The organism is Rhizobium zaerense (assembly GCF_051810725.1).
In the GTDB taxonomy this organism is placed as follows: domain Bacteria; phylum Pseudomonadota; class Alphaproteobacteria; order Rhizobiales; family Rhizobiaceae; genus Rhizobium; species Rhizobium leguminosarum_I.
On record NZ_CM132690.1, the window covers coordinates 2,231,024 to 2,257,056 of the forward strand.

At 62.1% G+C, this 26,033-nt stretch carries 22 protein-coding genes, 1 other RNA gene and 1 pseudogene; 14 read left to right on the forward strand and 10 right to left on the reverse strand.

Features of this window, described 5'->3' with window-relative positions:
* Positions 1–76: 76 nt before the first annotated feature.
* The 4 genes from ACS4RR_RS10650 to ACS4RR_RS10665 all read left to right on the forward strand — a co-directional run bounded on the left by ACS4RR_RS10650 (position 77) and on the right by ACS4RR_RS10665 (position 7,456).
* Complete coding sequence (locus ACS4RR_RS10650; protein WP_222386268.1) at positions 77–1,111, forward strand: aldo/keto reductase; 1,035 nt, start codon at positions 77–79, stop codon at positions 1,109–1,111.
* Between the two features lie 162 nt (positions 1,112–1,273).
* A complete protein-coding gene (locus ACS4RR_RS10655; protein WP_260056433.1) occupies positions 1,274–2,686 on the forward strand; it encodes an FAD-binding oxidoreductase in 1,413 nt (470 codons plus the stop codon).
* Positions 2,687–2,888: 202 nt separating this feature from the next.
* Positions 2,889–6,566 (forward strand): AsmA family protein, encoded by a 3,678-nt coding sequence (locus ACS4RR_RS10660; protein WP_260109053.1) that lies wholly within the window; start codon positions 2,889–2,891, stop codon positions 6,564–6,566.
* A gap of 188 nt (positions 6,567–6,754) precedes the next feature.
* Positions 6,755–7,456 carry a DUF1223 domain-containing protein gene (locus tag ACS4RR_RS10665; RefSeq protein WP_260109051.1) on the forward strand — a complete coding sequence of 234 codons (702 nt, stop codon included), beginning with the start codon at positions 6,755–6,757 and terminating at the stop codon, positions 7,454–7,456.
* 43 nt (positions 7,457–7,499) lie between these two features.
* Here ACS4RR_RS10665 and ACS4RR_RS10670 read toward each other — a convergent pair whose 3' ends face one another.
* The 4 genes from ACS4RR_RS10670 to ssrA form a co-directional block, all read right to left on the reverse strand.
* The gene (locus tag ACS4RR_RS10670) at positions 7,500–7,721 is read right to left on the reverse strand and encodes a ribbon-helix-helix domain-containing protein (RefSeq protein ID WP_170255003.1); all 222 of its coding nucleotides are present in this window, start codon (positions 7,719–7,721) and stop codon (positions 7,500–7,502) included.
* A 108-nt stretch (positions 7,722–7,829) separates the two neighbouring features.
* Complete coding sequence (locus ACS4RR_RS10675) at positions 7,830–8,024, reverse strand: DUF4169 family protein (RefSeq protein WP_064249591.1); 195 nt, start codon at positions 8,022–8,024, stop codon at positions 7,830–7,832.
* Between the two features lie 46 nt (positions 8,025–8,070).
* Positions 8,071–8,586, reverse strand: a complete 516-nt coding sequence (locus tag ACS4RR_RS10680) for an SspB family protein (RefSeq protein ID WP_170255005.1) — start codon at positions 8,584–8,586, stop codon at positions 8,071–8,073.
* Between the two features lie 127 nt (positions 8,587–8,713).
* Positions 8,714–9,076, reverse strand: a transfer-messenger RNA (tmRNA) gene (gene ssrA, locus ACS4RR_RS10685).
* 111 nt (positions 9,077–9,187) lie between these two features.
* Here ssrA and ACS4RR_RS10690 point away from each other — a divergent pair.
* The 5 genes from ACS4RR_RS10690 to ACS4RR_RS10710 all read left to right on the forward strand — a co-directional run bounded on the left by ACS4RR_RS10690 (position 9,188) and on the right by ACS4RR_RS10710 (position 14,661).
* Positions 9,188–9,982 (forward strand): thymidylate synthase, encoded by a 795-nt coding sequence (locus ACS4RR_RS10690; RefSeq protein ID WP_260109049.1) that lies wholly within the window; start codon positions 9,188–9,190, stop codon positions 9,980–9,982.
* Between the two features lie 13 nt (positions 9,983–9,995).
* Complete coding sequence (locus ACS4RR_RS10695) at positions 9,996–10,514, forward strand: dihydrofolate reductase (protein ID WP_260109048.1); 519 nt, start codon at positions 9,996–9,998, stop codon at positions 10,512–10,514.
* A gap of 148 nt (positions 10,515–10,662) precedes the next feature.
* On the forward strand, positions 10,663–11,745 hold the full coding sequence (gene hflK / locus ACS4RR_RS10700) for an FtsH protease activity modulator HflK (RefSeq protein ID WP_064249590.1): 1,083 nt from the start codon (positions 10,663–10,665) through the stop codon (positions 11,743–11,745).
* A gap of 3 nt (positions 11,746–11,748) precedes the next feature.
* Complete coding sequence (hflC, locus tag ACS4RR_RS10705; RefSeq protein WP_017965046.1) at positions 11,749–12,717, forward strand: protease modulator HflC; 969 nt, start codon at positions 11,749–11,751, stop codon at positions 12,715–12,717.
* Positions 12,718–12,924: 207 nt separating this feature from the next.
* Complete coding sequence (locus ACS4RR_RS10710) at positions 12,925–14,661, forward strand: Do family serine endopeptidase (RefSeq protein ID WP_017965045.1); 1,737 nt, start codon at positions 12,925–12,927, stop codon at positions 14,659–14,661.
* Between the two features lie 15 nt (positions 14,662–14,676).
* On the opposite strand, the gene ACS4RR_RS10715 is transcribed toward ACS4RR_RS10710, so the two are convergent.
* The 3 genes from ACS4RR_RS10715 to serB are packed head-to-tail and all read right to left on the reverse strand — an operon-like array spanning position 14,677 to position 16,175.
* A complete protein-coding gene (locus ACS4RR_RS10715) occupies positions 14,677–14,964 on the reverse strand; it encodes a BrnA antitoxin family protein (RefSeq protein ID WP_260109046.1) in 288 nt (95 codons plus the stop codon).
* The gene (locus ACS4RR_RS10720) at positions 14,942–15,235 is read right to left on the reverse strand and encodes a BrnT family toxin (protein WP_456190072.1); all 294 of its coding nucleotides are present in this window, start codon (positions 15,233–15,235) and stop codon (positions 14,942–14,944) included. Before ACS4RR_RS10720 ends, ACS4RR_RS10715 begins: the two co-directional genes overlap by 23 nt.
* 40 nt (positions 15,236–15,275) lie before the next feature.
* Complete coding sequence (gene serB, locus ACS4RR_RS10725; RefSeq protein WP_017965042.1) at positions 15,276–16,175, reverse strand: phosphoserine phosphatase SerB; 900 nt, start codon at positions 16,173–16,175, stop codon at positions 15,276–15,278.
* On the opposite strand from serB, the gene miaA reads away from it, so the two are divergent.
* Positions 16,174–17,070, forward strand: a complete 897-nt coding sequence (gene miaA, locus ACS4RR_RS10730; RefSeq protein ID WP_456190073.1) for a tRNA (adenosine(37)-N6)-dimethylallyltransferase MiaA — start codon at positions 16,174–16,176, stop codon at positions 17,068–17,070. The two genes, serB and miaA, sit on opposite strands and share 2 nt — an antisense overlap.
* On the opposite strand, the gene pdxR is transcribed toward miaA, so the two are convergent.
* Positions 17,067–18,575 (reverse strand): MocR-like pyridoxine biosynthesis transcription factor PdxR, encoded by a 1,509-nt coding sequence (gene pdxR / locus ACS4RR_RS10735; protein ID WP_260109043.1) that lies wholly within the window; start codon positions 18,573–18,575, stop codon positions 17,067–17,069. The genes miaA and pdxR overlap by 4 nt on opposite strands.
* A gap of 152 nt (positions 18,576–18,727) precedes the next feature.
* Here pdxR and ACS4RR_RS10740 point away from each other — a divergent pair, with 152 nt between their 5' ends.
* Together ACS4RR_RS10740 and ACS4RR_RS10745 are read left to right on the forward strand one after the other, a co-directional pair.
* A complete protein-coding gene (locus ACS4RR_RS10740; RefSeq protein WP_162116005.1) occupies positions 18,728–19,342 on the forward strand; it encodes a LysE family translocator in 615 nt (204 codons plus the stop codon).
* A gap of 21 nt (positions 19,343–19,363) precedes the next feature.
* The gene (locus ACS4RR_RS10745; RefSeq protein ID WP_260296567.1) at positions 19,364–20,290 is read left to right on the forward strand and encodes a dihydrodipicolinate synthase family protein; all 927 of its coding nucleotides are present in this window, start codon (positions 19,364–19,366) and stop codon (positions 20,288–20,290) included.
* On the opposite strand, the gene ACS4RR_RS10750 is transcribed toward ACS4RR_RS10745, so the two are convergent.
* Positions 20,275–22,314, reverse strand: a complete 2,040-nt coding sequence (locus ACS4RR_RS10750) for an ATP-binding protein (RefSeq protein WP_456190074.1) — start codon at positions 22,312–22,314, stop codon at positions 20,275–20,277. The two genes, ACS4RR_RS10745 and ACS4RR_RS10750, sit on opposite strands and share 16 nt — an antisense overlap.
* 322 nt (positions 22,315–22,636) lie before the next feature.
* Between ACS4RR_RS10750 and ACS4RR_RS10755 the strand changes: the two are divergent.
* Positions 22,637–24,428 (forward strand): annotated as a pseudogene (locus tag ACS4RR_RS10755) (acetolactate synthase 3 large subunit).
* Between the two features lie 21 nt (positions 24,429–24,449).
* Entirely contained in the window at positions 24,450–25,022 is a 573-nt protein-coding gene (gene ilvN / locus ACS4RR_RS10760) for an acetolactate synthase small subunit (RefSeq protein ID WP_003560902.1), read from the forward strand.
* Between the two features lie 96 nt (positions 25,023–25,118).
* Here the strand turns inward: ilvN and ACS4RR_RS10765 are convergent, their stop codons facing one another.
* On the reverse strand, positions 25,119–25,967 hold the full coding sequence (locus ACS4RR_RS10765) for an aldo/keto reductase (RefSeq protein ID WP_162116008.1): 849 nt from the start codon (positions 25,965–25,967) through the stop codon (positions 25,119–25,121).
* Between the last annotated feature and the right edge of the window lie 66 nt (positions 25,968–26,033).

A 26,033-nucleotide genomic window follows, 5' to 3' on the forward strand; every position in this document is an offset into this window, starting at 1 on the left:
AAATGTTTTGCTGGCGGGCAATCTATATCATCGAACCGCCAAGGTCTATCTCATAGGAAAGACAGGAGACAGGTCCATGGACTACAGAAATCTCGGCGCATCCGGCCTCAGAGTATCGGTCTTAAGCTTCGGCGCGGGCACATTCGGCGGCAGCGGCCCACTATTCGGCGCCTGGGGCAATACCGGTGCCGAGGAAGCGCGGCGGCTCGTCGACATCTGCCTCGAAGCCGGCGTCAATCTTTTCGACACAGCCGACGTCTATTCGGCCGGCGCTTCCGAAGAGGTGCTCGGCCAGGCGATCCGCGGCCGGCGCGACGCCGTGCTGATCTCGACGAAGACGGCGCTGCCGATGGGCGAGGGGCCGCAGGACTGGGGAACATCGCGGGCGCGGCTGATCCGCGCCACCGAGGATGCACTGCGCCGGCTCGGGACCGACTATATCGACCTTCTGCAGCTACATGCTTTCGATGCCTCGACGCCGGTCGAGGAGGTGCTGTCGACGCTCGATGGGCTCGTCGCCGCAGGCAAGATCCGCTATGTCGGCGCTTCGAATTTTGCCGGCTGGGAACTGATGAAGTCGCTTGCCGCCGCCGAGCGCCACGGCTATCCGCGTTATGTCGCCCACCAGGTCTATTATTCGCTGGCCGGGCGCGATTACGAATGGGAGCTGATGCCGCTTGGCGCCAACCAGGGTGTTGGAGCGCTGGTCTGGAGCCCGCTTGCCTGGGGACGGCTGACCGGCAAGATCCGCCGCGGCCGGCCGCTGCCTGCGGCAAGCCGTCTGCACGAGACGGCGCAATACGGCCCGCCGGTCGACGACGAAAAGCTGTTCGACATCGTCGACGTGCTCGACGCCATCGCGGGCGAGACCGGCCGGACGGTGCCGCAAATCGCTATCAACTGGCTGCTCAGCCGGCCGACGGTGTCGAGCGTCATCATCGGCGCCAGAAACGAAGAGCAACTGCGGCAGAACCTCGACGCGGTCGGCTGGAGCCTGTCGAAGGAGCAGATCGAAAGGCTCGACGCCGTCAGCGCGGTGACGGCGCCCTATCCCTATTTCCCCTATCGGCGGCAGGAGGGTTTTGCGCGGCTCAATCCGCCGATCGTCTGAGGCGCCGGGGGCGGCGGATTTGGCTATAACAAGCCGCCTACAACAAAAGGGGAATGAATTCTTCTGCCAATCTTAACTGGACAGCCGCTTTGACTTGCCGCATACCCAGCTAACCTGCGGAACACGATCTGGTTTCCGCGGAATAGCAGGGAGATCAAAGGGATGGCGCTGAAGGACGCAAAGGCCGGCACACGCAACGAGGCGGGTATCGCCGCCGTGCTTAGCATTCTCAAGCAGAGCTTCGGCGAGCGCTTCCAGACCGGCCAGTCCTTCCGCGAACAACATGCCCATACGACCACCTATATCCCACCGCAGCTGCCGGACGGCGTGCTCTTCGCAGAGAGCGCCGAGGATGTGAAGGCGGCGGTCAGGGCTTGTGCGACCCACAAGGTGCCGGTCATCGGATTCGGCACCGGCACCTCGCTGGAGGGGCAGATCAATGCCGCCCATGGCGGTATTTCGATCGATTTCAGCCGCATGAACCGGGTGCTCGAGGTCAATCCCGAAGATCTCGACTGTACCGTCGAGCCGGGTGTGACACGCGAAGCGCTGAACATCCACCTGCGCGATACCGGTCTGTTCTTCCCGATCGATCCCGGCGCCAACGCCTCGATCGGCGGCATGGCCTCGACGCGGGCGTCCGGCACCAATGCCGTGCGCTACGGAACGATGAAGGACAATGTGCTTGCCGTCACCGCCGTCACCGCCAATGGTGAAGAGATCCGCACGGCCCGGCGCGCACGCAAATCCTCGGCGGGCTACGATCTGACGCGGCTCTTCGTCGGCGCCGAGGGCACGCTCGGAATCCTGACCTCGGTGACGTTGCGCCTGCAGGCGATCCCGCAGAAGATCGCCGGAGGGGCCTGTGCCTTTCCGAGCATCAAGGCCGCTTGCGATGCCGTCATCATGACGATCCAGATGGGCATTCCGGTGGCGCGCATCGAGCTCCTCGACACGGTGCAGATGCGGGCCTGCAATGCTTACTCCGGGCTTTCCTATGCCGAAAGCCCGACACTTTTCCTCGAATTCCACGGCACCGACGAGACGGTGCCGCTGCAATCGGCAGCTTTTGCCGAGATCGCGGCCGAATGCGGCGGCAGCGAATTCCTGTGGACCGCCAATGCCGAGGAGCGGACAAAGCTCTGGAAGGCGCGTCACGATGCCTATTGGGCCGCAAGGGCGCTGGCGCCCGGGCTTGCCGCACTTTCGACCGATGTCTGTGTTCCGATATCGAGGCTCGCCGATTGTGTGTCCGAAACGCAGGCGGATATCGAGGAGCACGGGCTGCTGGGGCCGATCGTCGGTCATGCCGGCGACGGGAACTTCCATGTGCTGCTGTTGTTCGACGACAGAAGCGTCGAAGACATCGCCATGGCTGAGAGCTTCGTGCAGCGACTCAACCAGCGGGCGCTCGACCTGGACGGGACATGCACCGGCGAACACGGGATCGGGCAAGGCAAGATGGCGTTTCTGGAACAGGAGCTTGGCGGCGCTGTGGATCTGATGCGACAGGTGAAACAGGCGCTCGACCCGGACGATATCTTCAATCCCGGCAAGATTTTCCATCATGGCTGAAAACGGAATGGTCTCATGAAGTTGGGCCTTGCCCCCGGCATGAATAGCGCTAGAACAGGATGATGTTGGGCCGGCTCAACCTGAAATCTGAATCCTGTTCTCAAATAAAGAGTTAGAGCATGATGTCGTCCGAAAACCGCTCACACTTTTCGGCATCATGCTCTAGTGTCGGCAACAGAATCCCGAATGGAGACGCTTTGCATTGGTAGGCCGGTTCCTCGTCTTTCTGGGGGGAGTGATCGTCGTAGCGCTGTTTGTGGCGCTGCTTGCGCCGCTGTTCATCGACTGGACGGATTTCCGCAAGAATTTCGAGGATCAGGCAAGCCGCATTATCGGCAAGAAAGTCACCGTCTACGGCACGGTGGATGCGCGCCTGCTGCCATTTCCATCAGTGACGCTGCATGACGTGCGCGTTGGCCAGGAGGCTGACGGCACGCCGATCGTCAAGGTCGAGCAGTTCTCGATGGATGCGGAGCTCGCACCTTTCCTGTCGGGTGAAGCGCTGATCTTCGACATGCGTATCGTCAATCCGAAGGTGCGCTTGAGATTGCTCAAGGACGGCACGCTCGACTGGATGCGCGGCAGCCGCGCGGAAATACCGGCAAGGACCGTCGTACTCGAAAACGTGCATGTCAGCGGCGGCGAGGTCGAATTCATCGACGACCAGTCGGGCCGCTTGCGTCGCATCACCGGCCTCAATGCGGAAATGTCGGCAAAGTCGCTGGCCGGTCCCTGGCGCATCGAGGGCGACGCTGCGCTCGACGGCGAACACGGCGGCTTCTCGATCTCGAGCAGTCAACCGGACGAGAAGGGCGTGCTGCGCATGCGCACCAGGCTTTCGCCGGACAAGCACCCTGTCAGCGTCGATCTGGACGGCGAATTGAAGCTCGTCGACAGCAAGCCGAACTATCAGGGCCAGCTTTCGGCCGCGATCGAAATCCGCAACAGCGCCAAGCCCGCCAACAAAAAAGAGCAGCCGCCGCGCGTCAAGGGCCGCTTCGAGCTCACCAATGAACGCATCCGCATTCCCGAATACCGGATGGAGATCGGCCCGACGGACGATCCCTATGTTATAACCGGCGAGGCGACGCTCGATACCGGCAATGCGCCGGAATTCCTGTTGACCGCTGATGGGCAGCAGATCGACGTCAACCGCATCGGCAATCAGGGCGCGGCGGGCAAGACGACACGGGATCCCGCTGTCTCGGCGCGCCAACGGCTGAATTCGCTGATCGATATCGTCCGGCAAGTGCCGATCCCGCAGGTGCCGGGCAAGGCGAGCGTCAAACTGCCGGCGATCGTCGCCGGCGATACGACGCTGCGCGACGTGCAGCTGGAGCTCGAACCGGCCGGCACCGGCTGGATGATCGACAGCGCCACCGGCATGCTGCCGGGGCGCACGCAGGTGGAAGGCAAGGGCAAGCTCCTGCTTGAGGGCGAACCTTCGTTCAATGGCCAGATCGTGGTGGCCTCCAGCCAGCCGACGGGACTTGCCTCCTGGCTTGCCGGCTCGGTCGATCCGGCCATCCGGCAATTGCGGCAGGCTGGCTTTTCCGCCAATGTCAGCCTGACGCACGAATTGCAGCGTTTCGAAAATCTCGAGATCGCCGTCGGACCGGCGACGCTGAAGGGTCGGCTGGAGCGCCAGGCGATCTCCGGCCAGACGCCGACGTTGTCGGTGGCGCTGAACGGCGATACGCTCGATCTCGACGCGCTGCAGGCGCTGAGCGGGCTCATGACCGGCCCGGATGCCGGCGATAACGTGCTCGACCACAAGATCGCCGCCCAACTCAAGGCCGATAAGTTCACGGCCTTCGGCGTCGACGCCGAGAATGTCGAGACCACCTTTACGATCGCCGATGGGGCGCTTGCCGTCGACCGGCTGTCGATCAAGAATATCGCAGGTGCCGAGCTGACGGCGACCGGCAGGGCAGAAGGCTCGCTGCTCGACTACAAGGGCGCCGGTGAGATCACTTTCAAATCGGCCGATCCCGGCGGGTTCTTCACCATGCTGCGCGAGCACCTGCCGCATCACCCGGTGCTCGATCGGCTGGTGCGCAATGCCGGCTGGTACGGCAATACGGCCCTGCGCGGCGCGCTGACGCTCGGCGGCGATGAGGGCAACGCGCTGGCCGTGACGCTTGCCGGCGTGGCGAACGGCAGCCGCGTCAATCTCGACTACCGCATGTCCGACCTCCTGGCGTTGACCGGCAACGGCACGACGAGCCTCGAGGCGACGCTCGAAAACGCCGTGCCGTCCATCCTGTTCGGTCAGGCCGGGCTCGACCCGCTGCCGGTCGATGTCGGGGCCAATGGCCGCCTGACGCTCAAGGTGAAGGCATCGGGCAACGATCCTGCCGATGCGGCGCTGAGCTTTGCGACCGACCGGACCTCGTTCATGGCCAATGGCAAGGTCGATGTCCGGCCGGAGAGCTTCATGAACGGCCAGATCGCGCTGTCGCTCGACAGCGCCGATATCGACCCCTATCTCATCATGAACGGCATCGCCCTGCCGCAGACCGGATCCGGGCTGCCGCTCGGCCTGCAAGTCAATGCAGCCGTCGATAGCGACAAGATCGTCCTTTCGGATCTTAAGGGGCATGCGGCCGACAACGAATTTTCAGGTGCGCTGACCCTCGACCGGAAGGCTGCGAAGACGACAGCGAGCGGCGGCCTGACGCTCTCAAAGGCCGATGCCGGCTGGCTCGGCGAGGCGGTATTCGGCCAGATCGTCGATCCCGCCAACGGACAGCTGACGACGGCGCCGCTGGGGCTGCCCGTCTTCAAGGATCTCGACGTCAACGTAAAGCTGACGGCCAAGCAGTTCTGGCCGGGCCTGCCGGAAACGGCGGTGTCGGACTTCACCAGCAACGTCGCCTACAAGGGCGACGAGCTGCAGCTCAACGACATGGCCGGCAACTGGGACGGCGGAAAGCTTTCCGGCAATCTGTTCTTCACCAATGCCAACGGCACCGGCTTCCTGCAGACGAAGCTTGCGCTTGCCGATTCCGATCTTTCCGGCGTCGTCTGGCTGCGCGACGGCGCGCCGATCGCCAACGGCAAGTTCGGATTGTCGCTGTCGATGGAGGCCTCGGGCAAGACGATCGGCGAGATCGCCAGCTCGCTCAATGGTTCCGGCGAACTGAGGCTCGGCGATACCAGCATACGCGGGCTGAACCTTGCCATCCTTCCGCCGCTGCTTGCCGCGACCGATACGATGCAGGAGCAGATCAATGCCGGCAAGGTGCATCCGATCATCGAAACACTGCTCAGCAACGGCGAGGCGAAGCTGCCGCCGCTCGGCGTTCCCTTCAACATCACCGACGGGACGCTGAGGGTGCAGAATGTCACCGTCGCCAACGATCTCGCCCGCATCACCGCCGATGCGCAGATCGCGCTGCCGGAAAAGCGGGTCAGCGCGACGCTAGGTGTCGGGTTCAATCCGGGAACCGAAGCGCTTTCCGGCGCCGAGCCGGCGCTCAAGCTGAATTTTTCCGGCATGCTGCCGTCGCCCGGCAAGACGATGGATGTGACCGATATCACCAGCTACCTGTCGCTGCGCGCCTTCGAGCGCGAGCGCCGGCGGGTCGAGCGGCTGCAGGCGATCGTGCTCGAAAAACAGCGGCTGCGTCGCGAGGTGGCGCTCTATCGGTTCAACGACGCCGAGCGCATCAAGGCGGCCGAGATCGAGCAACAACGGCAGGCGGAGGAAGAGCGGCTGCGTGCATTGGCGCAGGAGGCGGCCGCACGTGTTGCGGCTGAAGCGAAGGAGAAGGCGGATGCGCAGGCAAGGGCCGCAGCCGAGGCAGCGCGTCGGGGCGAGCAGTCGCAGCCCGGCCAGCTCAATTTCGATCAGGTGCCCGGCGTTCAGGCGCAATAAAGCGTGTCATAGCCACGGCTGCTCTTTTCTCGGCGAGTTGCCTTGTTCTCTCCGGCGCGGCCGGTTGATCGGCCGTTACGACGATCACGTTGACGTGACGGCGTAACAAACCGCCCCCTCACAGCGAAATCAAACATATCGGGTTGGGTGGTTCCAACATCGAAGCCGTTTGAAAAGGGAGCGCCAACATGAACCAGCGGGGAAAGATCACTGCAACGATCGCATCAACTCTTGCTGCCGTCACGACCACGATGCCGGTATTTGCCGCCGATCGATCACCGACGGTTGTCGAGCTGTTCACCAGTCAGGGCTGCTCGTCTTGCCCACCGGCCAACGCCAATCTCATCAAGATCAGCAGCCGCCCGGACGTGCTGGCGCTGAGCTTTTCGGTGACCTATTGGGATTATCTCGGGTGGAAGGACACCTACGGGAAACCGGAATATACGCAACGGCAGGTCGATTACGAGCCGGCGCTGCGGCAAGCTGGTCCCTTCACGCCGCAAATGGTGGTGAACGGCACGACAACCACAGTCGGCAACCGTCTTTCCGACGTCGAGGCGCTACTATCCCAGGCGCGACCGCCCAAAGGGCCGAGCCTCGCACTTGATCATGATCGCATCGAGATTGGCGGAACCTCCAATGTCGCGAACGCGGCCGACGTCTGGCTCGTTCGTTATGATCCGCGCATCGAATCCGTTCCGGTGGCGCGTGGCGAGAATGAGGGCAACACCCTGCCGCATACCCATGTCGTGCGTCGTCTCGATCGCTTGGGAATATGGAATGGATCGAAGGCTTCCTTTCCCCTTCCTCTGCCTGAATCAGGGCTGAAAACCGCCATCCTGGTGCAGGCGCCGAACGGAGGTCCCATCCTGTCGGCGATCACGGACTGAGCTTTGCAACGACACCCTCAATGACGCGCGGCCACGTTGCGCGTCACCTTGCCTGAATTGCGGCCTTCAGCCACGAGAGCACATGCAGCCGCAGCGCCGAGGAGAGGTTGCTGTCCGTAGGGCGGTGGTCGTCGATTTCGGAAATCAGGGCAGCGAGCGGGATCGAACGGCTTGCGGCGATCGTCTTCAGTTCGGCCCAGAATTCATCTTCGAGCGAGAAGCTGGTGCGATGGCCGTGCAGTGTCGCCGAATGCTTACGGATCACGACGGGCTGTTTCAGATCTTGGTTGGGGTTTAGAGATCGATTCAAGGCGATCGCTCAAGTGGCTGATCGCAGAATCCATTCCGGCTCTTAAAGCTTTGCGTGAAGCCGTCATGCGCCGTCGTCATCGGTTTCGATCCGGCCGTCGCGATGGGCCTTGTCGGCCTTGTCGTTCAAGCTGCGGGTCAGTTGTTTCTCGGCCTTGGTTCGGCCGAAGGAGATGCGGTTCTGCTCGGCCTGCCTCTCCTTTTCGGAGCGGGCCTGCTTCTTGCGGAACTGGCGCAGGTTGACGATTTCGGCACTCATGGCCCTCGATTCCTATGAAAAAGGGAGGCAGAGCCTCCCTTTCAAATCACTGCTTCTTGCGGAAGGAGTCGAGTGAGACGACGGAGCCCGGTTTTTTCTCCTCGCCGTCGGCGGGTTTTGCGCCCGCGACGTCGTCGGGCTTTCCGGCCGCATCCACCGGATAGGCGGTGATTTCGCCGGACGGCAATTCCTCGCCATCGGCGAGAGGCACGTCGAATTCGAGCTCGAAGTTGACGGAGGGATCGTAGAAACCGCGGATCGCATTGAATGGGATGACCAGTTTTTCCGGAACGTCCGAGAAGGAAAGGCCGATCTCGAAATGCGTCTCAGTGATCTTCATATCCCAGAACTGGTGCTGGATGACGATGGTCATCTGCTCGGGGTATTTCGACTTCAGATGCTGGGAGATGCGCACGCCGGTCGCGCCAGTGAGGAAGGTGATGAAAAAGTGGTGATCACCGGGCAGGCGGCCCGTGGCTGCAACTTCCGCCAAAACCTTGCGGATGACGCCGCGAAGTGCATCCTGTGCCAGAATGTCGTAGCGGATATGATCCTGCCCCATGCTTTTCCTGTCTTTCGTCGGTTCGGAGTCTTTTCACAAGGTTGTATGCCACGTCCGGGCGCCTTGGGAAAGACCGGAGCCGAGTCACGTTTTTAAGCAGCATACATGATTTCGGCGGCAGGGAGAAGGTGAAGGCTTCTGTTGCCAGGTGCCTTCGGACCCCGCCTAGAGGTGCGAACCACTAGGACTTTGATTGAAGTGTCACACCGCGATTAAGCAGCGAGACGAGCTTCCGCATAGTTGTCGTTTGCAACTACAATTTTAGCCCGATAACGGCGGTACAATGCCGAGCAAAAAGACGATCTTTACACCCTTGTCGATCCTGTTTCGCCCCCATCAAAAGCCGGCCTTTAAGACCGCCGGTTTTTGGTGGAGGCGCCGGGTACCGCCCCCGGGTCCAATAGGTTTATTACACCGCTCATTTATCGCCATAGCCGGCCCGAAAGCCGGCAGGGGTCATATAGTGGTTTCCTCAGCCCATGGAAAGGGCAAACGTCATAAAAGCGTTATGCGATCCATCAGAAACTTTGGGAAAATGCCCGCCGGAGATTGGTTTCCCGGTTCCGAAGGCTTAAATTAGCCGAAACGGAATCAGCGCGACATGAAGCAATATCTCGATCTCTTGAATCATGTGATGGAAAAGGGCTCCGACCGGGGCGACCGCACCGGCACCGGCACACGCTCGGTCTTCGGCTATCAGATGCGCTTCGACCTCGAAGAGGGCTTCCCCGTCCTCACCACGAAGAAGCTGCATCTGCGCTCGATCATCCACGAGCTTCTCTGGTTCCTGAAGGGCGAGACGAACATCCGCTATCTCAAGGAGAACGGCGTTTCGATCTGGGACGAATGGGCCGACGAAAACGGCGATCTCGGGCCGGTTTACGGCGCCCAGTGGCGCTCCTGGCCAGCGCCCGGCGGCGGCCATATCGACCAGATCGCCAATCTGATCAAAGGCATTGTCAACAATCCGAATTCGCGCCGCCACATCGTTTCGGCCTGGAATCCGGCCGAAGTGGACGAAATGGCGCTACCGCCCTGCCATTGCCTGTTCCAGTTCTATGTGGCTGACGGCAAGCTTTCCTGCCAACTCTACCAGCGCTCGGCCGATATCTTCCTCGGCGTGCCCTTCAACATCGCCTCCTATGCGCTGCTGACGATGATGGTGGCTCAGGTGACCGGGCTGAGGTCCGGCGATTTCGTCCACACGCTCGGCGACGCCCATCTCTATCACAACCATTTCGACCAGGCGAAGCTGCAGCTGGCGCGCCGGCCGAAACCGCTGCCGTTCATGCGCATCAATGCTGATGTGAAGGATATTTTCGGTTTCAACTTCGACGATTTCGAGCTGATCGGCTACGAGGCCGATGCCAGCATCAAGGCGCCGATCGCCGTCTGATCCGGGATATTTCATGGCTGACATCCGCAGGACCATTATCGCCGCCGTCGCCCGGAACGGCATTATCGGCCGCGATGGCGACATGCCGTGGCGGCTTTCCAGCGATCTCAAGCGCTTCAAGGCGCTGACATTGGGCAAGCCTGTGGTGATGGGCCGCAAGACCTACGATTCGATCGGCAAGCCGCTGCCGGGACGGCCGAACGTCGTCATCTCGCGGCAGGCGGCGATAGACCATGCTGATGTCAGCATGACACATTCGCTGCCCGAGGCGATAAAGGCGGCCGAAAGGCTGGCGCTCGAAACCGGCGTCGACGAGATCTGCATTCTCGGCGGTGGGCAGGTTTATGCCCAGGCGATCGGTCTTGCCGACCGGATGTGCATCACGCATGTCGAGGCCAATCTTGACGGAGACGCGTCGTTTCCCGCGATCGATCCCGACATCTGGCAGGCAGGGGAGGCGATCGCGGTTCCGGCCAGCGAAAAGGACAGCTATCCCACGCGTTTCGTCGTCTACGAACGCCGGCAGGCCTGAAAATGAACTATTTTCCAATTAAATTGACCAAGTTTCTCACGCTGCGTTGAAAGCCGATGCGGCGATACCTATAACGGTCACCAACGCGTCCGCCGGTCAGCCCCCACGGTTTCGGATGCGTGGAGACTTAACGAACAACGAGGTTTTGATGCCCTGGAGCAATCAGAATGGCGGCGGCGGCCCTTGGGGCGGCGGCGGCGGTAATAATCAGGGACCATGGGGACAGGGGCCGAACCGGCCGCGCGGTGGCGGCGGCAAGGGCGGACCGCCCGATCTGGAAGATATCATCCGGCGCGGCCAGGACCAACTGCGCAACATCATTCCCGGCGGCTTCAACGGCGGCGTGGCGGTGATCGTCGCGGCGATCGTCGCCGTCTTTTGGCTGATCCAGTGCATCTACGTCGTGCAGCCGGACGAACGCGGCGTCGAGCTGCGGTTCGGCAAGCCGAAGGAAGAGATTTCGATGCCGGGCCTGCATTTCCACCTGTGGCCGATGGAAACCGTGGAGACGGTCAAGGTGACCGTGCAGCAGCTGAACATCGGGGCGACTTCGGCATCGTCTTCGAATGGCCTGATGCTGTCCAGCGACAAGAGCGTCATTAACGTGCAGTTCGCCGTCTTTTACACGGTGAGTGACCCGAAGGCCTATCTCTTCAATGTCGAAAATCCGGCAGAGACCCTGCAGCAGGTTTCCGACAGTGCCATGCGTGAAATCGTCGGCCGGCGTCCGGCGCAGGACGCCTTCCGCAGCAATCGCCAGCCGATCGAAGTGGATGTGCTCAATATCCTGCAGGACACGATGAACCGCTATGGCGCAGGCGTGACCGTAACCGGAGTGACGATCCAGAACGTGGCGCCGCCGCGCGAAGTCGCCGATGCCTTCGAAGAAGTGCAGCGTGCCGGCCGTGACCGTGACAGCACGATCGAAGAGGCCAACCGCTACACGAACCAGAAGCTCGGCCAGGCGCGAGGCGATGCGGCGCGAATCCGTGAAGATGCCGCCGCCTACAAGGACCGTGTCGTGAAGGAGGCGGAAGGTGAAGCGCAGCGTTTCACTGCGATCAACGACGAATATTCCAAGGCGCCCGACGTGACCCGCAAGCGGTTGTACCTCGAAACGATGGAGCAGGTGCTGAAGAATTCCAGGAAGGTCATCATCGACGAGAAGCAGGGTGTCCTGCCCTATCTGCCGCTCAATGAGCTCGGCAAGCCGGCGCAGCAGGGAGGTTGAGTCATGACATCGAACAGACTTCCCATCGTTTTCCTCATCCTTGCCATCGTGCTGGTCGGGCTCTATTCGTCCATCTTCGTGGTGAATGCGCGCGAGCAGGCCATCGTCGTCCGTTTCGGCCAGATCCAGACGGTCAAGACCGAGCCTGGCATTTACTTCAAGCTGCCCTTCGGCTTCATGGACGCCGACCGGGTTCAGCTGGTCGAAAAGCAGGCGCTGCGGCTCGATCTCGACAATATCCGCGTTCAGGTCCAGGACGGCCAGACCTTCGATGTCGATGCCTTCGTGATCTATAACATCTCGGATGTTCGCCGCTTCCGCGAAACGGTATCGGGCGATCGCGAAGCCGCGGAAGCGCGGTTGAGAGCGCAGCTCGATTCATCGCTTCGCCGCGTCTACGGTCTGCGTGACTACAATGCGGCGCTCTCGGAAGAGCGTGTCGCGATGATGCTGGAGATTCGCGACGATCTGCGCACCGATGCCGAAAATCTCGGGCTGCATATAGACGACGTTCGCATCCGCCGCACCGACCTTTCGCCGGAGGTCGCGCCGAACACCTATAATGCCATGCGTTCGGAACGCCTCGCCGAGGCGGAGCGTATCCGTGCGGAGGGCAATGAGGAAGGCCAGCGGCGCCGGGCCATCGCCGACCGTCAGGTCGTCGAGCTCACCGCAGGCGCGCAGCGCGATGCGGAAATCCTTCGAGGCCAGGGCGATGCGGACCGCAACCGCGTCTTCGCCGAAGTCTTCAGCAAGGATCCAGCCTTCTTCGAGTTCTATCGCTCGATGGCGGCTTATTCCTCTGCCCTCTCGTCGCAGGACACGACGCTGGTGCTGTCGCCGAATTCGGAATTCTTCCGCTATTTCGACAATGCCGCCGGCAGTTTGCAGCCGCCGGCAAATCCTGCCGCACCGGCTGCGGTAACTCCCGGCGCGGCTGCTCCCGCAGCTCCCACCCAGCCGGCGAACTAACGGCAAGGGATGTCATTCGCATCCCGACGATCATGGAAGGGCTGGCCCGAGTGCCGGCCCTTTTTTCGTGGAATGGTCGAGATAATTTGGCTTTTGCGAGGCCACGTCACATTGCACGGGGATTTCGCGAAAAGGTGATTTCGCCCTCCATCATTCCGCCTTATGCTGGTGCTCAATGTGCGCATGTACCCCCTATGAGGAAGCTTGATGGCCCCCACGATTCGCTCGCCCTTCAGACGAACGCTCGCGCTTATGGCCAGCGCTGCAATTCTTGCGCATGCCGGCATGAACGGGGTCGCGTACGCCCAAACCGCACCTCAGACGACCACACCCGGGGTTACGACACCCGCTCCGGCTGCTCCTGAAACGACCGCTCCTACACCCACACCGCCGGCCGCGGCTGCTCCCGCACCGCAGCAGGCCGCCCCGATCCAGGCCGTCGTGCCCAACAGCGGTCCGGCTTCGGTCGCCGACCTCGCAGAGGGGCTGCTCGATGCCGTGGTCAACATCTCGACCTCGCAGAATGTGAAGGACGACGAGGGTGCAGGCCCGGCGCCGCGCGCGCCCGACGGCTCACCTTTCCAGGAATTCTTCAACGATTTCTTCAATAAGCAGCAGGGCAACAAGGGCGGCAACCACAATGTCAGTTCGCTTGGCTCAGGCTTTGTCATCGATCCAGCCGGCTATATCGTCACCAACAATCACGTGATCGAGGGTGCCGACGATATCGAGATCAATTTCGCCAATGGTACGAAGCTCAAGGCGAAGCTGATCGGCACCGATACGAAGACCGATCTTTCGGTGCTGAAGGTCGAGCCGAAGACGCCGTTGAAATCGGTGAAATTCGGCGATTCCAGCACGATGCGTATCGGCGACTGGGTGATGGCGATCGGCAATCCGTTCGGCTTCGGCGGTTCGGTGACGGTCGGCATCATTTCCGGGCGTGGCCGCAACATCAATGCCGGTCCCTATGACAACTTCATCCAGACGGATGCGGCGATCAACAAGGGCAATTCCGGCGGTCCGCTTTTCAACATGAAGGGTGAAGTGATCGGCATCAATACGGCGATCATTTCGCCGAGCGGCGGCTCGATCGGCATCGGCTTCTCGGTGCCATCGGAGCTTGCTTCCGGCGTCGTCGACCAGCTACGCGAATATGGCGAGACGCGGCGCGGCTGGCTCGGCGTGCGTATCCAGCCGGTGACCGACGATATCGCCGACAGCCTGGGGCTCGACACAGCAAAGGGCGCGCTGGTCGCCGGCGTCATCAAGGGTGGCCCCGTCGACGACGGCTCGATCAAGGCGGGTGACGTCATTTTGAAATTCGACGGCAAGACTGTCAGCGAAATGCGCGATCTGCCGCGTGTCGTGGCGGAAAGCACGGTCGGCAAGGAAGTCGACGTGGTGGTGCTGCGCGACGGGAAGGAGCAGACCGTCAAAGTGAAACTCGGCCGGCTCGAGGACAGCGATCAGGCGGCGACATCCGACGATTCAGCGCCCGACGGCTCGCAGGATAACGGCGTGATCACCCCGGATCCCGGTGAGAACAACGACATGGACCAACCTGACACCGGCGATCAGGCCCAACCAGCGCCGGGTGCGCCCGACCAGCATAAGGGCCAGGTGTCGCCGGATGCGGCAACGCCGAAGAACGTGCTCGGGCTGTCGCTGTCGCTGTTGAGCGCCGAGACGCGCAAGGCCTTCGGCATCGCCGAGAGCGTCGACGGCGTCGTCGTGACAGAGGTGACGCCCGGCTCCGCTTCCGCCGAAAAGGGGCTGAAGCCCGGCGATGTGATCGTCGAGGTGGCGCAGGAGTTCATGAAGTCACCGGATGCGGTCGCCGCCAAGGTGCAGGCGCTGAAACAGGAAGGCCGCCGCAATGCCCAGCTGATGATCGCATCGGCGAATGGCGATCTGCGGTTCGTGGCGGTGCCGATGGAGTAAGGGAAAAAGGAGCGGTCAGCCGCTCCTTTTTTGATCCTTAGCGACGTGAGTGCGCAACGCGGCGTTGATGTCCGTCTGGTAGCCACGGCCGCCCGCATGGCTCTTGAACCAGTCTAGGATATCGGCATCCAGACGGATGGTAACCGATTGCTTCAGCGGCCGGTACAAATCGCCCTTGCGAGCTAGGCGCCACTGTTCATCGGTGATCTCAGGAATGTCGCCGGTGTCGATATCCTCGTCGGGAAGCTTCTCCAGTGCCCGAAGTTCGGCGAGCTGCGCGTCAGTCAAAGGTCGATTGCTCATATCGTCTTCTTTCGTGAGATGTCGCCTTTCGAGCGCTGATCACTCGAACGGTCTCTTCATCCTCGGCACCGAAGATGACATGGACGGCGACCAGTACAGTCACAAAACCCACGGCGCCGATCGCCAGCCATCTTTGTTCGCCGGCATGGGCCGCGTCTGGAATGAGAAGATACTGCGGATCATCCCAGATCAAGCACGCCGTCTCGAAGGAGACGCCATGCTTGGCCTTGTTGATTCGGTTTTTCTCGTCGTTCCATTGAAACCGCGGCATGTCATATCCAATAAAATTGTACGTACAAATTTGTAAAACATCAAGAGGCTATCGGGAAAACAAATTCGGTCTTCCGGTAGCCCTGGATGTAGAGCAGGGCGGTCAGGTCGCCGTGGTTGATTTGAATCCGCGCTTGAGCAGCGACGGTGGGCTTGGCGTGGAGGGCAACGCCGGAGCCGGCCAGTTGCAGCATGCCGAGATCGTTGGCGCCGTCGCCGACGGCGATCGCTTCTTCCGGCGAAATGCCGAGGCGGGCCGAAATCTCATTCAGCGCATCGACTTTCGCCTGCTTGCCGAGGATCGGTTCGGCGACGAAGCCGGAGAGAATGCCGCCGTCTTCGAGCAGCGTGTTGGCGCGGTTCTCGTCGAAACCGAGGGTGGCGGCGATGCGGCTGGTGAAAACGGTGAAACCGCCGGAGACAAGCGCGGTGTAAAGGCCTTTCGACTTCATGGTGGCGATCAGTTCCGGGCCGCCCGGGGTGAGCGTGATGCGCTTGGCGATCACCTCGTCGACGACGGATATCGGCAGGCCCTTCAGCAGAGCGACACGCTCACGCAGGGCAGGCTCGAAGGCGATCTCGCCGTTCATGGCGCGGGCGGTAATGATCGCGACCTTCTCCTTCAGACCGACTTCGGCGGCGAGTTCGTCGATGCATTCCTGGCCGATCATCGTCGAATCCATGTCGGCGATCAGCAGCTTCTTGCGGCGGGTCTCCTGCTCCTGGATGACGAGGTCGATGGGCGCGCTTGATATGACGGCAAGGATATTGGCCTCGGCCGCTTGCATGTCCGTGCCGTCACGCAGCGCGATATCGCAGGCGATGCCGTCGGCCAGCCAGTAGAGACCGGAAGCGTTCACGGCCTTGGCCGCCTGCTCGGCGATTTCGGGTGTCAGCACGGGATTTGACGGATTGGCAACAAGCGTGGCAACGAGGGCCATGATGGAAAACCTTCTGAGCTCAGTGAACGCGATCCTGATAACCGGGCCGACCGCCAGCGGCAAGTCCGCGCTCGCCGTCGAATTGGCCAGGCGCCATGACGGCGCGGTTGTCAACGCCGACAGCATGCAGGTCTACGACACGCTGCAGGTGCTGACCGCGCGGCCGTCGGAGGAGGAGATGCAGGGTGTGCCGCATCATCTGTACGGCCACGTGCCGGCAGGTGCGACCTATTCCACAGGCGCCTGGCTGCGCGATGTCGCAGCACTGCTGCCGGTGCTGAGGACCACGGGGCGGCTGCCGGTCTTCGTCGGCGGCACCGGGCTTTATTTCAAGGCACTAACCGGCGGCCTCTCCGATATGCCCGAGATACCCGAGGCGCTGCGGGACGAACTCAGGACGCGGCTGTTGCAGGTGGGACCGGACGGGCTGTATGCGGAGCTCGCCGAAGCCGATCCCGCTATGGCGGCAAGCCTCAACCGACAGGACGGGCAGCGCATCGTCCGGGCGCTCGAAGTGATGAAGGCGACAGGACGGTCGATCGCCGATTTCCAGGGGCGGTCGGGGCCGGAGGTCATCGACGCGGCTGAGGCCCGCAAGATCGTCGTGCTGCCGGACAGGGCAGTGCTGCATCAGCGCATCAACAAGCGTTTCGAGAAGATGCTGCAGCAAGGCGCAGAAGAAGAGGTGAGGGCGCTGCTCGCGCTCGGCCTGCCGGCCGATGCGCCTGTGATGAAAGCAATCGGCGTGTCGCAGATTGCGGCGATGGTCAGGGGCGAGATGACGCGCGAGGAGGTGCTGGAGAAGGGGGCTGCGGCGACGCGGCAATATGCCAAGCGGCAGATGACATGGTTTCGCAACCAAATGGACGATAGCTGGGAGCGGCTGACAGTTTAGGTTTCAGTTTGTTGCGGGCCTCCTGCTTGAGACATCTGCTGGCTCAGCAGATTGACGAGTCCGCCAATCGCCGCCTGCAGCTGTTCCGGCAGAAATCCGCCGAAGCCCAGCATCAGGCCGGGGCGCGCCGGCCGCGTGGCATACATCGGGGAGATCGCACGCACGGCGAGGCCGGAAGACAGGGCGCGGGCTGCGAGTTGCACGTCGTCGACCTCCTCGGGCAGCCACAGAAGAATATGCATGCCCTGGTCGCTCTCCTGGACGCGGCACCCCTCAGGCAAGGCCCGATCGAGCGCCGAGAGCAGAACAGCGCGGCGTTCGGCATAGAGGCCGCGGATGCGCCGGATATGCGCTTCGAAATAGCCTTCCCGCATATAAGCCGCCAGAACGTGCTGTTCGCCGGTCGGCGAATGCCGGTCGAGAATAGCTCGGGCGCCGGCAAAGGCTTCTGCGAGCGGAGAAGGGGCGATGACGTAGCCGAGGCGCAGGGAAGGAAAGAGCACCTTGCTGAAGGTGCCGAGATAGATGACGCGTGACGGACGCAATCCCTGCATCGAGGGAAATGGGTGTCCGGCATAACGCAGCTCACTGTCGTAGTCGTCCTCGACGATCCAGGCGCGATTTTGATCGGCCCAGGCGATCAAGGCATTGCGCCGCGCCATGCTGAGCGGCATCCCGATCGGATATTGGTGCGAAGGGGTGACGAATGCGGCGCGGGCCTGCGGACATAGTTCGAGGCCGCGTTCCACGTTCATTCCCTGTGCATCGACCGGCAGGCGGTGCATCCGTACGCCGAGATCGTCGAGCACTGCCGTCAAGCCGGGATAGGCCGGGTCCTCGGCCCATACCGGATCGTCGCGCGAGAGAAGGACCCGGCCCGCCATATAGAGGCCTTGCTGGGTGCCTGACGTGACGATGACCTGTTCCGGCTCGCAATGAACGGCCCGCGCGCGCCGGACGTGGTCGGCAATGGCAAGCCTGAGTTCGAGCAAGCCCATAGGATCGTGATAACCCGAGGGTGCGGCCTGTCGCGACGCGCGCACGCGGTTGCCGAGACGGCGCCAGTTGTCGTCGGGCGCAATACCGCAAGCCGGGACGGCGATGGCAAAGGGAACGGGCGGGTGCGGGGTGAGCGCACGGGCGATGGCGATCAGCCGGGCAGCCTGGGAAGGCAAGTCGACAGCATCCGCGATTGATGGCACTGCCGGCGCGGGCGGGAGCGCCGGCGTTGCGTCCATCAGATGAGCGGCAATACGAGTTCCGGATCCGACCCGCGCTTCGAGATAGCCTTCGGCGGTCAGCTGATCGAACACCTCGACGACAGTGCCGCGCGCGATCTTCAGCGAAGCCGCAAGACTCCGCGTCGAAGGAAGGCGTTCGCCTGGCCTCAGCTCACCGCAGGCGATTGCATTCCGCAAGGCCTGGGCAAGCTGACGGCTGACATTGGCCATTCGATCGATCGCGTTGAGCGATGGGATTTCGATGGTGCTGCGCCGTTTGGACATTTCAAAATGGTCCATAAAAATTATTCAAAATGGAGCTTCATGGTGGACCAATTTTAAAAGAAAAGGAAGCGGATTGGCGACTTCCCGAGGGCGTATTTTTCGTCTTCGGCGTGGTGCCGTGCGCGAGCGCAAACTTCTGGAAAATAACGCAAATGCAGGATCTTCTCGTCGTCTACATTGCCTACGCAATCGCTGCGGGCAGTCCCGGACCAAGCAACATGGCCATCATGAATATGGCGATGCGGCAAGGGCGTCGACCCGCGCTCGCCCTTGCCGCCGGGGTTATAACGATGTCGACATGCTGGGGGCTGGTCGCGGTCACCGGCATCTCGACACTTCTGGTCCGCTATGCTCATGCCCTGTTGCTTCTCAAGATCGGAGGCGGGTTGTACCTTCTCTGGCTCGCCTGGAGGGCGGCCCGCTCGGCCGCCGTCCCTGATAGACCGGCAAGCGAGGTCGTTCGACCCGCCGCGCAACTCGGCACACTCTATCGTCGCGGCGTTCTGATGCATCTCGGCAATCCGAAGGCGGTTCTGGCCTGGGTGGCGATCATGTCGCTCGGCCTGAAGCCCGGCGCTTCGCCGGAGATGGCCGTCACGGCTTTCGGTGGGTGCGTGCTGCTCGGGATCTCGATATTTGCCGGCTATGCCGTGCTCTTCTCGACGGCGCCGATGGTGCGCGGCTACGCCCGTGCGCGGCGGTGGATCGAAGGCAGTCTCGCCGTCTTCTTCGCGGGCGCCGGATCGCGCCTTCTGTTCTCACATTGACCGGATTTTCAGGATCGCATCATGTCTGTCGCCTCTCCGTTTCATGGCCTTTCGGCTTTTCCGCCAACGCCCGCCGATAGGGATGGCCGGGTCGACACCGAAGCTCTCTGCCGCCTGCTGGAACGCCTGTGCGATACAGGCGTCGCTTCGATAGGCCTTCTCGGCAGCACCGGGATCTACGCCTTTCTCACATGCGAGGAGCGACGGCGAGCCGTCGAGGCCGCGGTCGAGTGCGTTCGCGGTCGTGTTCCCCTCGTCGTCGGTGTCGGTGCTTTGAGGACAGACCACGCCCGGAGCCTTGCGAGAGATGCCGAGGCCGCTGGTGCAGATGCGCTTCTGCTTGCGCCGGTGTCCTACACGCCGCTTACTCAGGACGAAGCCTACGAGCATTTCCTTGCGGTCACCGAGGCGGCGAAGCTGCCCCTTTGCATCTACAACAATCCCGGGACGACCCACTTCACCTTCAGCCGGGACCTTCTGCAGCGCCTGTCTGACATCGAGACGATCAGGGCGGTGAAGATGCCTCTGCCAGTTGACGGCGATTTCACAGGCGAACTGGCGGCATTGCGTGAGAAGACCAAGCTTGCGATCGGCTACAGCGGCGACTGGGGCGCTGCCGAAGCGCTGCTTTCAGGTGCCGACGCCTGGTACAGCGTTATCGGCGGAGTGCTTCCGCGCGTCGCCCTTGCCCTGACCAGGGCCGCGATTGCGGGCGAGGGCGGCGAAGCGCGTCGGCTCGATGGTCTTATCGAGCCGCTCTGGCAAACGTTCAAGGCGTTCGGAAGCCTTCGCGTGATCTATACGCTAATCGATCTTCTCTCACTCGCCAGGACAGAGCTCCCACGCCCTCTCTTGCCGCTCGGGCCGATGGACCGGCAACGGGTGCTCGAGGCCGTCGAGCCACTGATCGCATTGGAGAGCGAGTTGAAGCCTCAATCCTTGTTGTAGAGGCTGCTCAGCGGTTTTTTCAGGATGCTTTCGCGCAGCGATGTGCCGGGCTCCCGGCGCGAGACGGCGGGCTGATCCGCCGGCGGTGCCGGCCGGGCAAAGACCGGCTCATCGCGGCGCATCTCACGGCGGAGCGCGTCCAGCCTGGGATCGATCGCGGGTGACGTGGCGGGGTCCAGCCGCGGTGTTTGCGGCAGCAGTTCGCGGCGGTAGGATTCAGGCGGCGCGGGGGCGGGCGGCGCGGCGGAAGAGACGGGCGGCGTGTATTGCTTCGCGTCGAGATCCTCGTCGGTTGGATCAGCCTCGTCGAAGTCTGCGGCGGACGCGGCATAGCTCTGCTGGAAATTCGAAATGTCGGGTCCGACGGTCACCGCCCGCATGCGGGTGACGATCTTGCGCAGATCGACCGTATCCGGATCTTCTTCGCTGTTCTTGCTGTTGGCGCTGCTCGCCTTCGGCAGGAGCTTTTCGTCGACGCGGGAAAAGCGCATGCGCATCGGCACGCTGATCGCCTCGCCGAAGGCGATCGCTTCGCCATTGCCGATCGAGGAGATGAAGCTCGTCGTCGAGATCGACGAGTTCGGAATGGCCGAGCGGATGATTTCCTGGTCTCGGTCGTTGGCAAGGCGCATGGCAAAGAGCGTCGAACATTGCGACAGGATCGTCTGATCGAGCTCGCCGGGGCGCTGGGTGATGATGCCGAGCGAGACGCCGTATTTGCGGCCTTCCTTGGCGATGCGGGCGATCGCCTGGCGCGTCGGCACGAAGCCTAGACTTGGATCGGAGGGGATATAGCGGTGAGCTTCCTCGCAGACGACGAGCATGTGGATAGCGCCGTCGCTCCACAGCGCCACCTCGAAGGCCATGCGGCAGAGTACGGAGGCAACAGAATTGACGACCTCGGAGGGGATGCCGGCGAGCTGGAAAGTGCAGATCGGCCGGTTCTCGCCGGGGATGCGGAAGATCTGCGCGATGGTTTCGGTGATCGTGTCGCTGATCGTGTTGTTGGAGAACATGAAGTGGTAGCGCGGATCGTTGATCGCAGCGATGAGACGCATCTTCAGCGACCGCAGGAAGGGCTTTTCCGCGCGGCCTTCCAGGCGGCCGATGCGCTCGTCGATCAGCGCCAGCAGATCGGCCATGCGGTAGGGAACCGGCGTGTCGGCAGTGATCGAGCTCTTTTCCGTCGTGCGGCGCACCAGCGAGTTGTCGCTGCCGCGGAAGGCGCGCTTGGCCTCCGGCATGATATCGCGCAGCATGTCGAGCTCTTCAGGCACCGGCGGGCGGCCGCGAAACACGACCTCGGCAAATTCCTCCAGCCGCATCAGCCAGAAGGGCAGGTCGAGCGTATCGGTATCGATGGTGACGGCGTGCTCGGGAAAGGCGGCGGCAAATTCGTTATGCGGATCGAGGATCAGGACGCGCAGCTTCGGATCCGCCGCGATCGCCTTGTGCAGGAGCAGCGACACGGCCGTCGACTTGCCGACGCCGGTGGAGCCGACGACGGCGAAATGCTTGGAGAGCATCGTGGGGATGTGGATCGCCGCATCGATGCTTTCGTCCTGCGTCAGCTTGCCAATGACGGCGGTCGTACCTTCGCCGGCATCGTAGATGCGCATCAGGTCGGCGGATCGGATGCGGTGGGCGATGGCGCCGAGATAAGGATAACGCGAGATGCCGGTCGAGAATTCCTCGCGCCCGTCCTCGTCGACACGCACTTCGCCGAGCAGCTCTGTCTCGATCTTGAAAATATTGTCTTCGCCTTCGCCCCAGGCATGGCTGCCGGTGTTCATCTGATAGACGAGTGCGACGACGCGGTTGCGGCCGACGCTGATCGAAATCAGCCGCCCCACGGACCAGAGTTCGGTCAGATCGGTGCCGCCTTGTTCGGCGACCGCGGCAATCGTCGCCCGCGAACCGCTGCATGCGACGACGCGGCCGAGAAAGCGATTTCCCGGCGCATGGCCATCGCGGCGATCGTGCTCGCCTGCCTTGCCAGACATGCGCAAGTCGTTGTTGAGCAAAGGGCTACTCCCTGCGGTAGCGTAAAAGAATAAAGTCGATCCTTTAACAAATCCTTCATCCTATCGATTTTCGGGGATGCTGGCGGGGGGAGTTTTTTATTGCGGCATGCGTTGACGCTGCGAAATTTTCTGTCTATCACTTCCGACCATGAAAATCGCAACGGCTCTTATCGTGGTGGGAAAGCGCATGGGCAGGATGGTGTAACCATCCGGCGATAGCCACCCATGCGCTAGATGACAGGCTCCTCAGGGGCCTTTTTTTATGCCCGAAATTCGGGCTTCCGGCCACAAACGCAATCCCAGCATCAAACGGAACAGACAGATGAGCACGGACAATCAGGCGGCAGGCAATCGGATGACGGGGGCGGAGATCGTTCTCAAGGCGCTGAAGGACAACGGCGTCGAACATATTTTCGGCTATCCCGGCGGCGCGGTCCTGCCGATCTACGACGAGATCTTCCAGCAGGAAGACGTCAAGCACATCCTCGTCCGACACGAGCAGGGCGCCGGCCATGCAGCCGAAGGCTACGCCCGCTCCACCGGCAAAGTCGGCGTCATGCTGGTCACCTCTGGCCCAGGCGCTACCAATGCGGTCACGCCGCTTCAGGACGCGCTGATGGATTCGATCCCGCTCGTCTGCCTGACCGGCCAGGTTCCGACCTCGCTGATCGGCTCCGACGCCTTCCAGGAATGCGACACGGTCGGCATTACCCGCCCCTGCACCAAGCACAACTGGCTGGTCAAGGACGTCAACGAGCTTGCCGCCGTCATTCACGAGGCCTTCCGCATTGCCCAATCCGGCCGTCCGGGCCCTGTCGTCGTCGATATTCCGAAGGACGTGCAGTTTGCGACCGGCACCTACACGCCTCCCGCCGACTACACGATCCAGAAGAGCTACCAGCCGAAGATCCAGGGCGACCTCAACCAGATCCATGCGGCAATCGAGCTGATGGCGAATGCGCGCCGTCCCGTCATCTATTCCGGCGGCGGCGTCGTCAATTCCGGCCCCGAGGCTTCCAAGCTGCTGCGTGAGCTGGTCGAACTCACCGATTTCCCGATCACCTCGACGCTGATGGGCCTCGGCGCCTATCCCGCTTCGGGCAAGAACTGGCTGAAGATGCTAGGCATGCACGGCTCCTACGAGGCCAACATGGCGATGCACGATTGCGACGTCATGGTCTGCATCGGCGCGCGTTTCGACGACCGCATCACCGGCCGTCTCAATGCCTTTTCGCCGACCTCGAAGAAGATCCATATCGATATCGATCCATCCTCGATCAACAAGAACGTCCGCGTCGATATCGGCATCCGCGGCGATGTCGGCCATGTCCTCGAAGACATGGTCCGCCTGTGGCGGGCGCTGCCGAAGAAGCCGGAAAAGGGTCGCCTGGACGACTGGTGGACCGATATCGCCCGCTGGCGGGCACGCAACTCCTTCGCCTATACGAAGAGCAATGATGTCATCATGCCGCAATATGCGCTGGAGCGGCTCTTCGCCCACACCAAGGACCGCGATACCTACATCACCACCGAGGTCGGCCAGCACCAGATGTGGGCGGCACAGTTCTTCGGTTTCGAGCAGCCGAACCGCTGGATGACTTCGGGCGGCCTCGGCACGATGGGCTACGGCCTGCCGGCAGCACTCGGCGTGCAGATCGCCCATCCCGACAGCCTCGTCATCGACATTGCCGGTGACGCCTCGATCCAGATGTGCATCCAGGAAATGTCGGCGGCGATCCAGCACGATGCGCCGATCAAGATCTTCATCATGAACAACCAATATATGGGCATGGTGCGCCAGTGGCAGCAAGCTGCTGCATGGCAATCGTCTTTCCAACTCCTACACGGAGGCGATGCCCGATTTCGTCAAGCTGGCGGAAGCCTATGGCGCCGTCGGCCTGCGCTGCGAAAAGCCGGAAAATCTCGACGACACCATTCTGGAGATGATTGAGGTCAGGAAGCCGGTCATTTTCGATTGCCGCGTCGCCAATCTCGCCAACTGCTTCCCGATGATCCCCTCGGGCAAGGCTCATAACGAAATGCTGTTGCCGGACGAAGCCACCGACGAAGCGGTCGCCAATGCGATCGATGCCAAGGGCCGCGCGCTCGTCTAAAAGGGAAGAGGAAACATCGCCATGAACGCACACCTACAGCCCACGGGCTCCGCCTATTTCATCTCGCCGGAAACGGCGGCCGTCGAAAGCCACACGCTTTCGGTTCTCGTCGACAACGAACCGGGCGTTCTTGCCCGGGTCATCGGCCTGTTCTCCGGCCGCGGCTACAATATCGAGAGCCTGACCGTCTCCGAGACCGAGCATCAGGCGCATCTTTCCCGCATCACCGTCGTCACACGCGGCACGCCGCAGGTGCTGGAGCAGATCAAGGCGCAGCTCGAGCGCATCGTGCCGGTGCATCGCGTCGTCGACCTGACGGTGCGTGCCCGCGAGCTCGGCCAGGACCGGCCGATCGAGCGCGAAGTCGCGCTGGTCAAGGTGATCGGCGAGGGCGAGATGCGTGCCGAGACGCTGCGCCTTGCCGATGCCTTCCATGCCAAGGTAGTGGATGCGACGGTCGGTCACTTCATTCTGGAGATCACCGGCAAATCGTCGAAGATCGATCAGTTCGTGGCGATCATGAAGCCGCTTGGCCTCATCGAGGTGTGCCGTACCGGGATTGCGGCGATGAACCGCGGCGTGCAGGGCATGTAAAGATTACAGCCCGGGCATGTAGAGATTACAGCCCGGGCATGTAAGATTACAGGCTGGGCATCTAAACTCGATGCTGATTGGGAAAGCCGCTGAAGGTCAGAGCATCTCCAGCGGTTTTTTCTTTGTGGGCGGTGGAAAGGCGGCGTCGAGGGCATCCCAGTCATCGTCGGTAATGTCGAGCGAGACGCAGTCGCGGTTTTCCGCTGCGCGTTCGGCATTTGCCGTCTTCGGAATGACGATGACGCCGTCGCGTTCCAGCAGGAAGGCGAGGGCCAGTTGGGCGGGCGTTGCCTGATAGGCCTTGGCGATGTGGATCAGCTCGGGATGGTGCAGGATGCTTCCCTGGTCGATCGGCGAATAGGCCATGATGGGAATGCCGCGGCTCTGGCACCAGGGCAGCAAATCGAATTCGATGCCGCGGCGGGAAAGGTTATAGAGCACCTGGTTGGCGGCGACGTTGGCGCCATTGGGCACTCCAAGCAGTTCCTCCATGTCGTCGGTGTCGAAATTGGAGACGCCCCAGGCACCGATCTTGCCCGATGCCTTCAACGTTTCGAAGGCCGCGACGGTCTCTGTGAGCGGATAATTGCCGCGCCAGTGCAGCAGATAGAGATCGATGCGATCGGTGCCCAGCCGTTCGAGACTGCGCTCGCAGGCCTCGATCGTACCATGCAGGCTGGCATTCCAGGGATAGACCTTGCTGACGATGAAGACCTCGTCGCGCCGGCCCCTGATCGCCTGGCCGACGATCTCCTCGGCGCCACCGTCGCCGTACATTTCGGCGGTGTCGATCAGCGTCATGCCGAGATCGATGCCGGCCTTGAGGCTTTCGATCTCGGCCTTGGCATGGCCGGCATCCTCGCCCATGGCCCAGGTGCCCTGGCCGAGCGCCGGCACCTCGGTGCCGTTCGGGAATGTGATCGATGGAATCGGGTCGTCCTGCATGGTTTTCTGTCCCTTTGACAGGAGATTGGGCCGTGTCGCCATCTTTCAAGTAATCCTGTCACCATG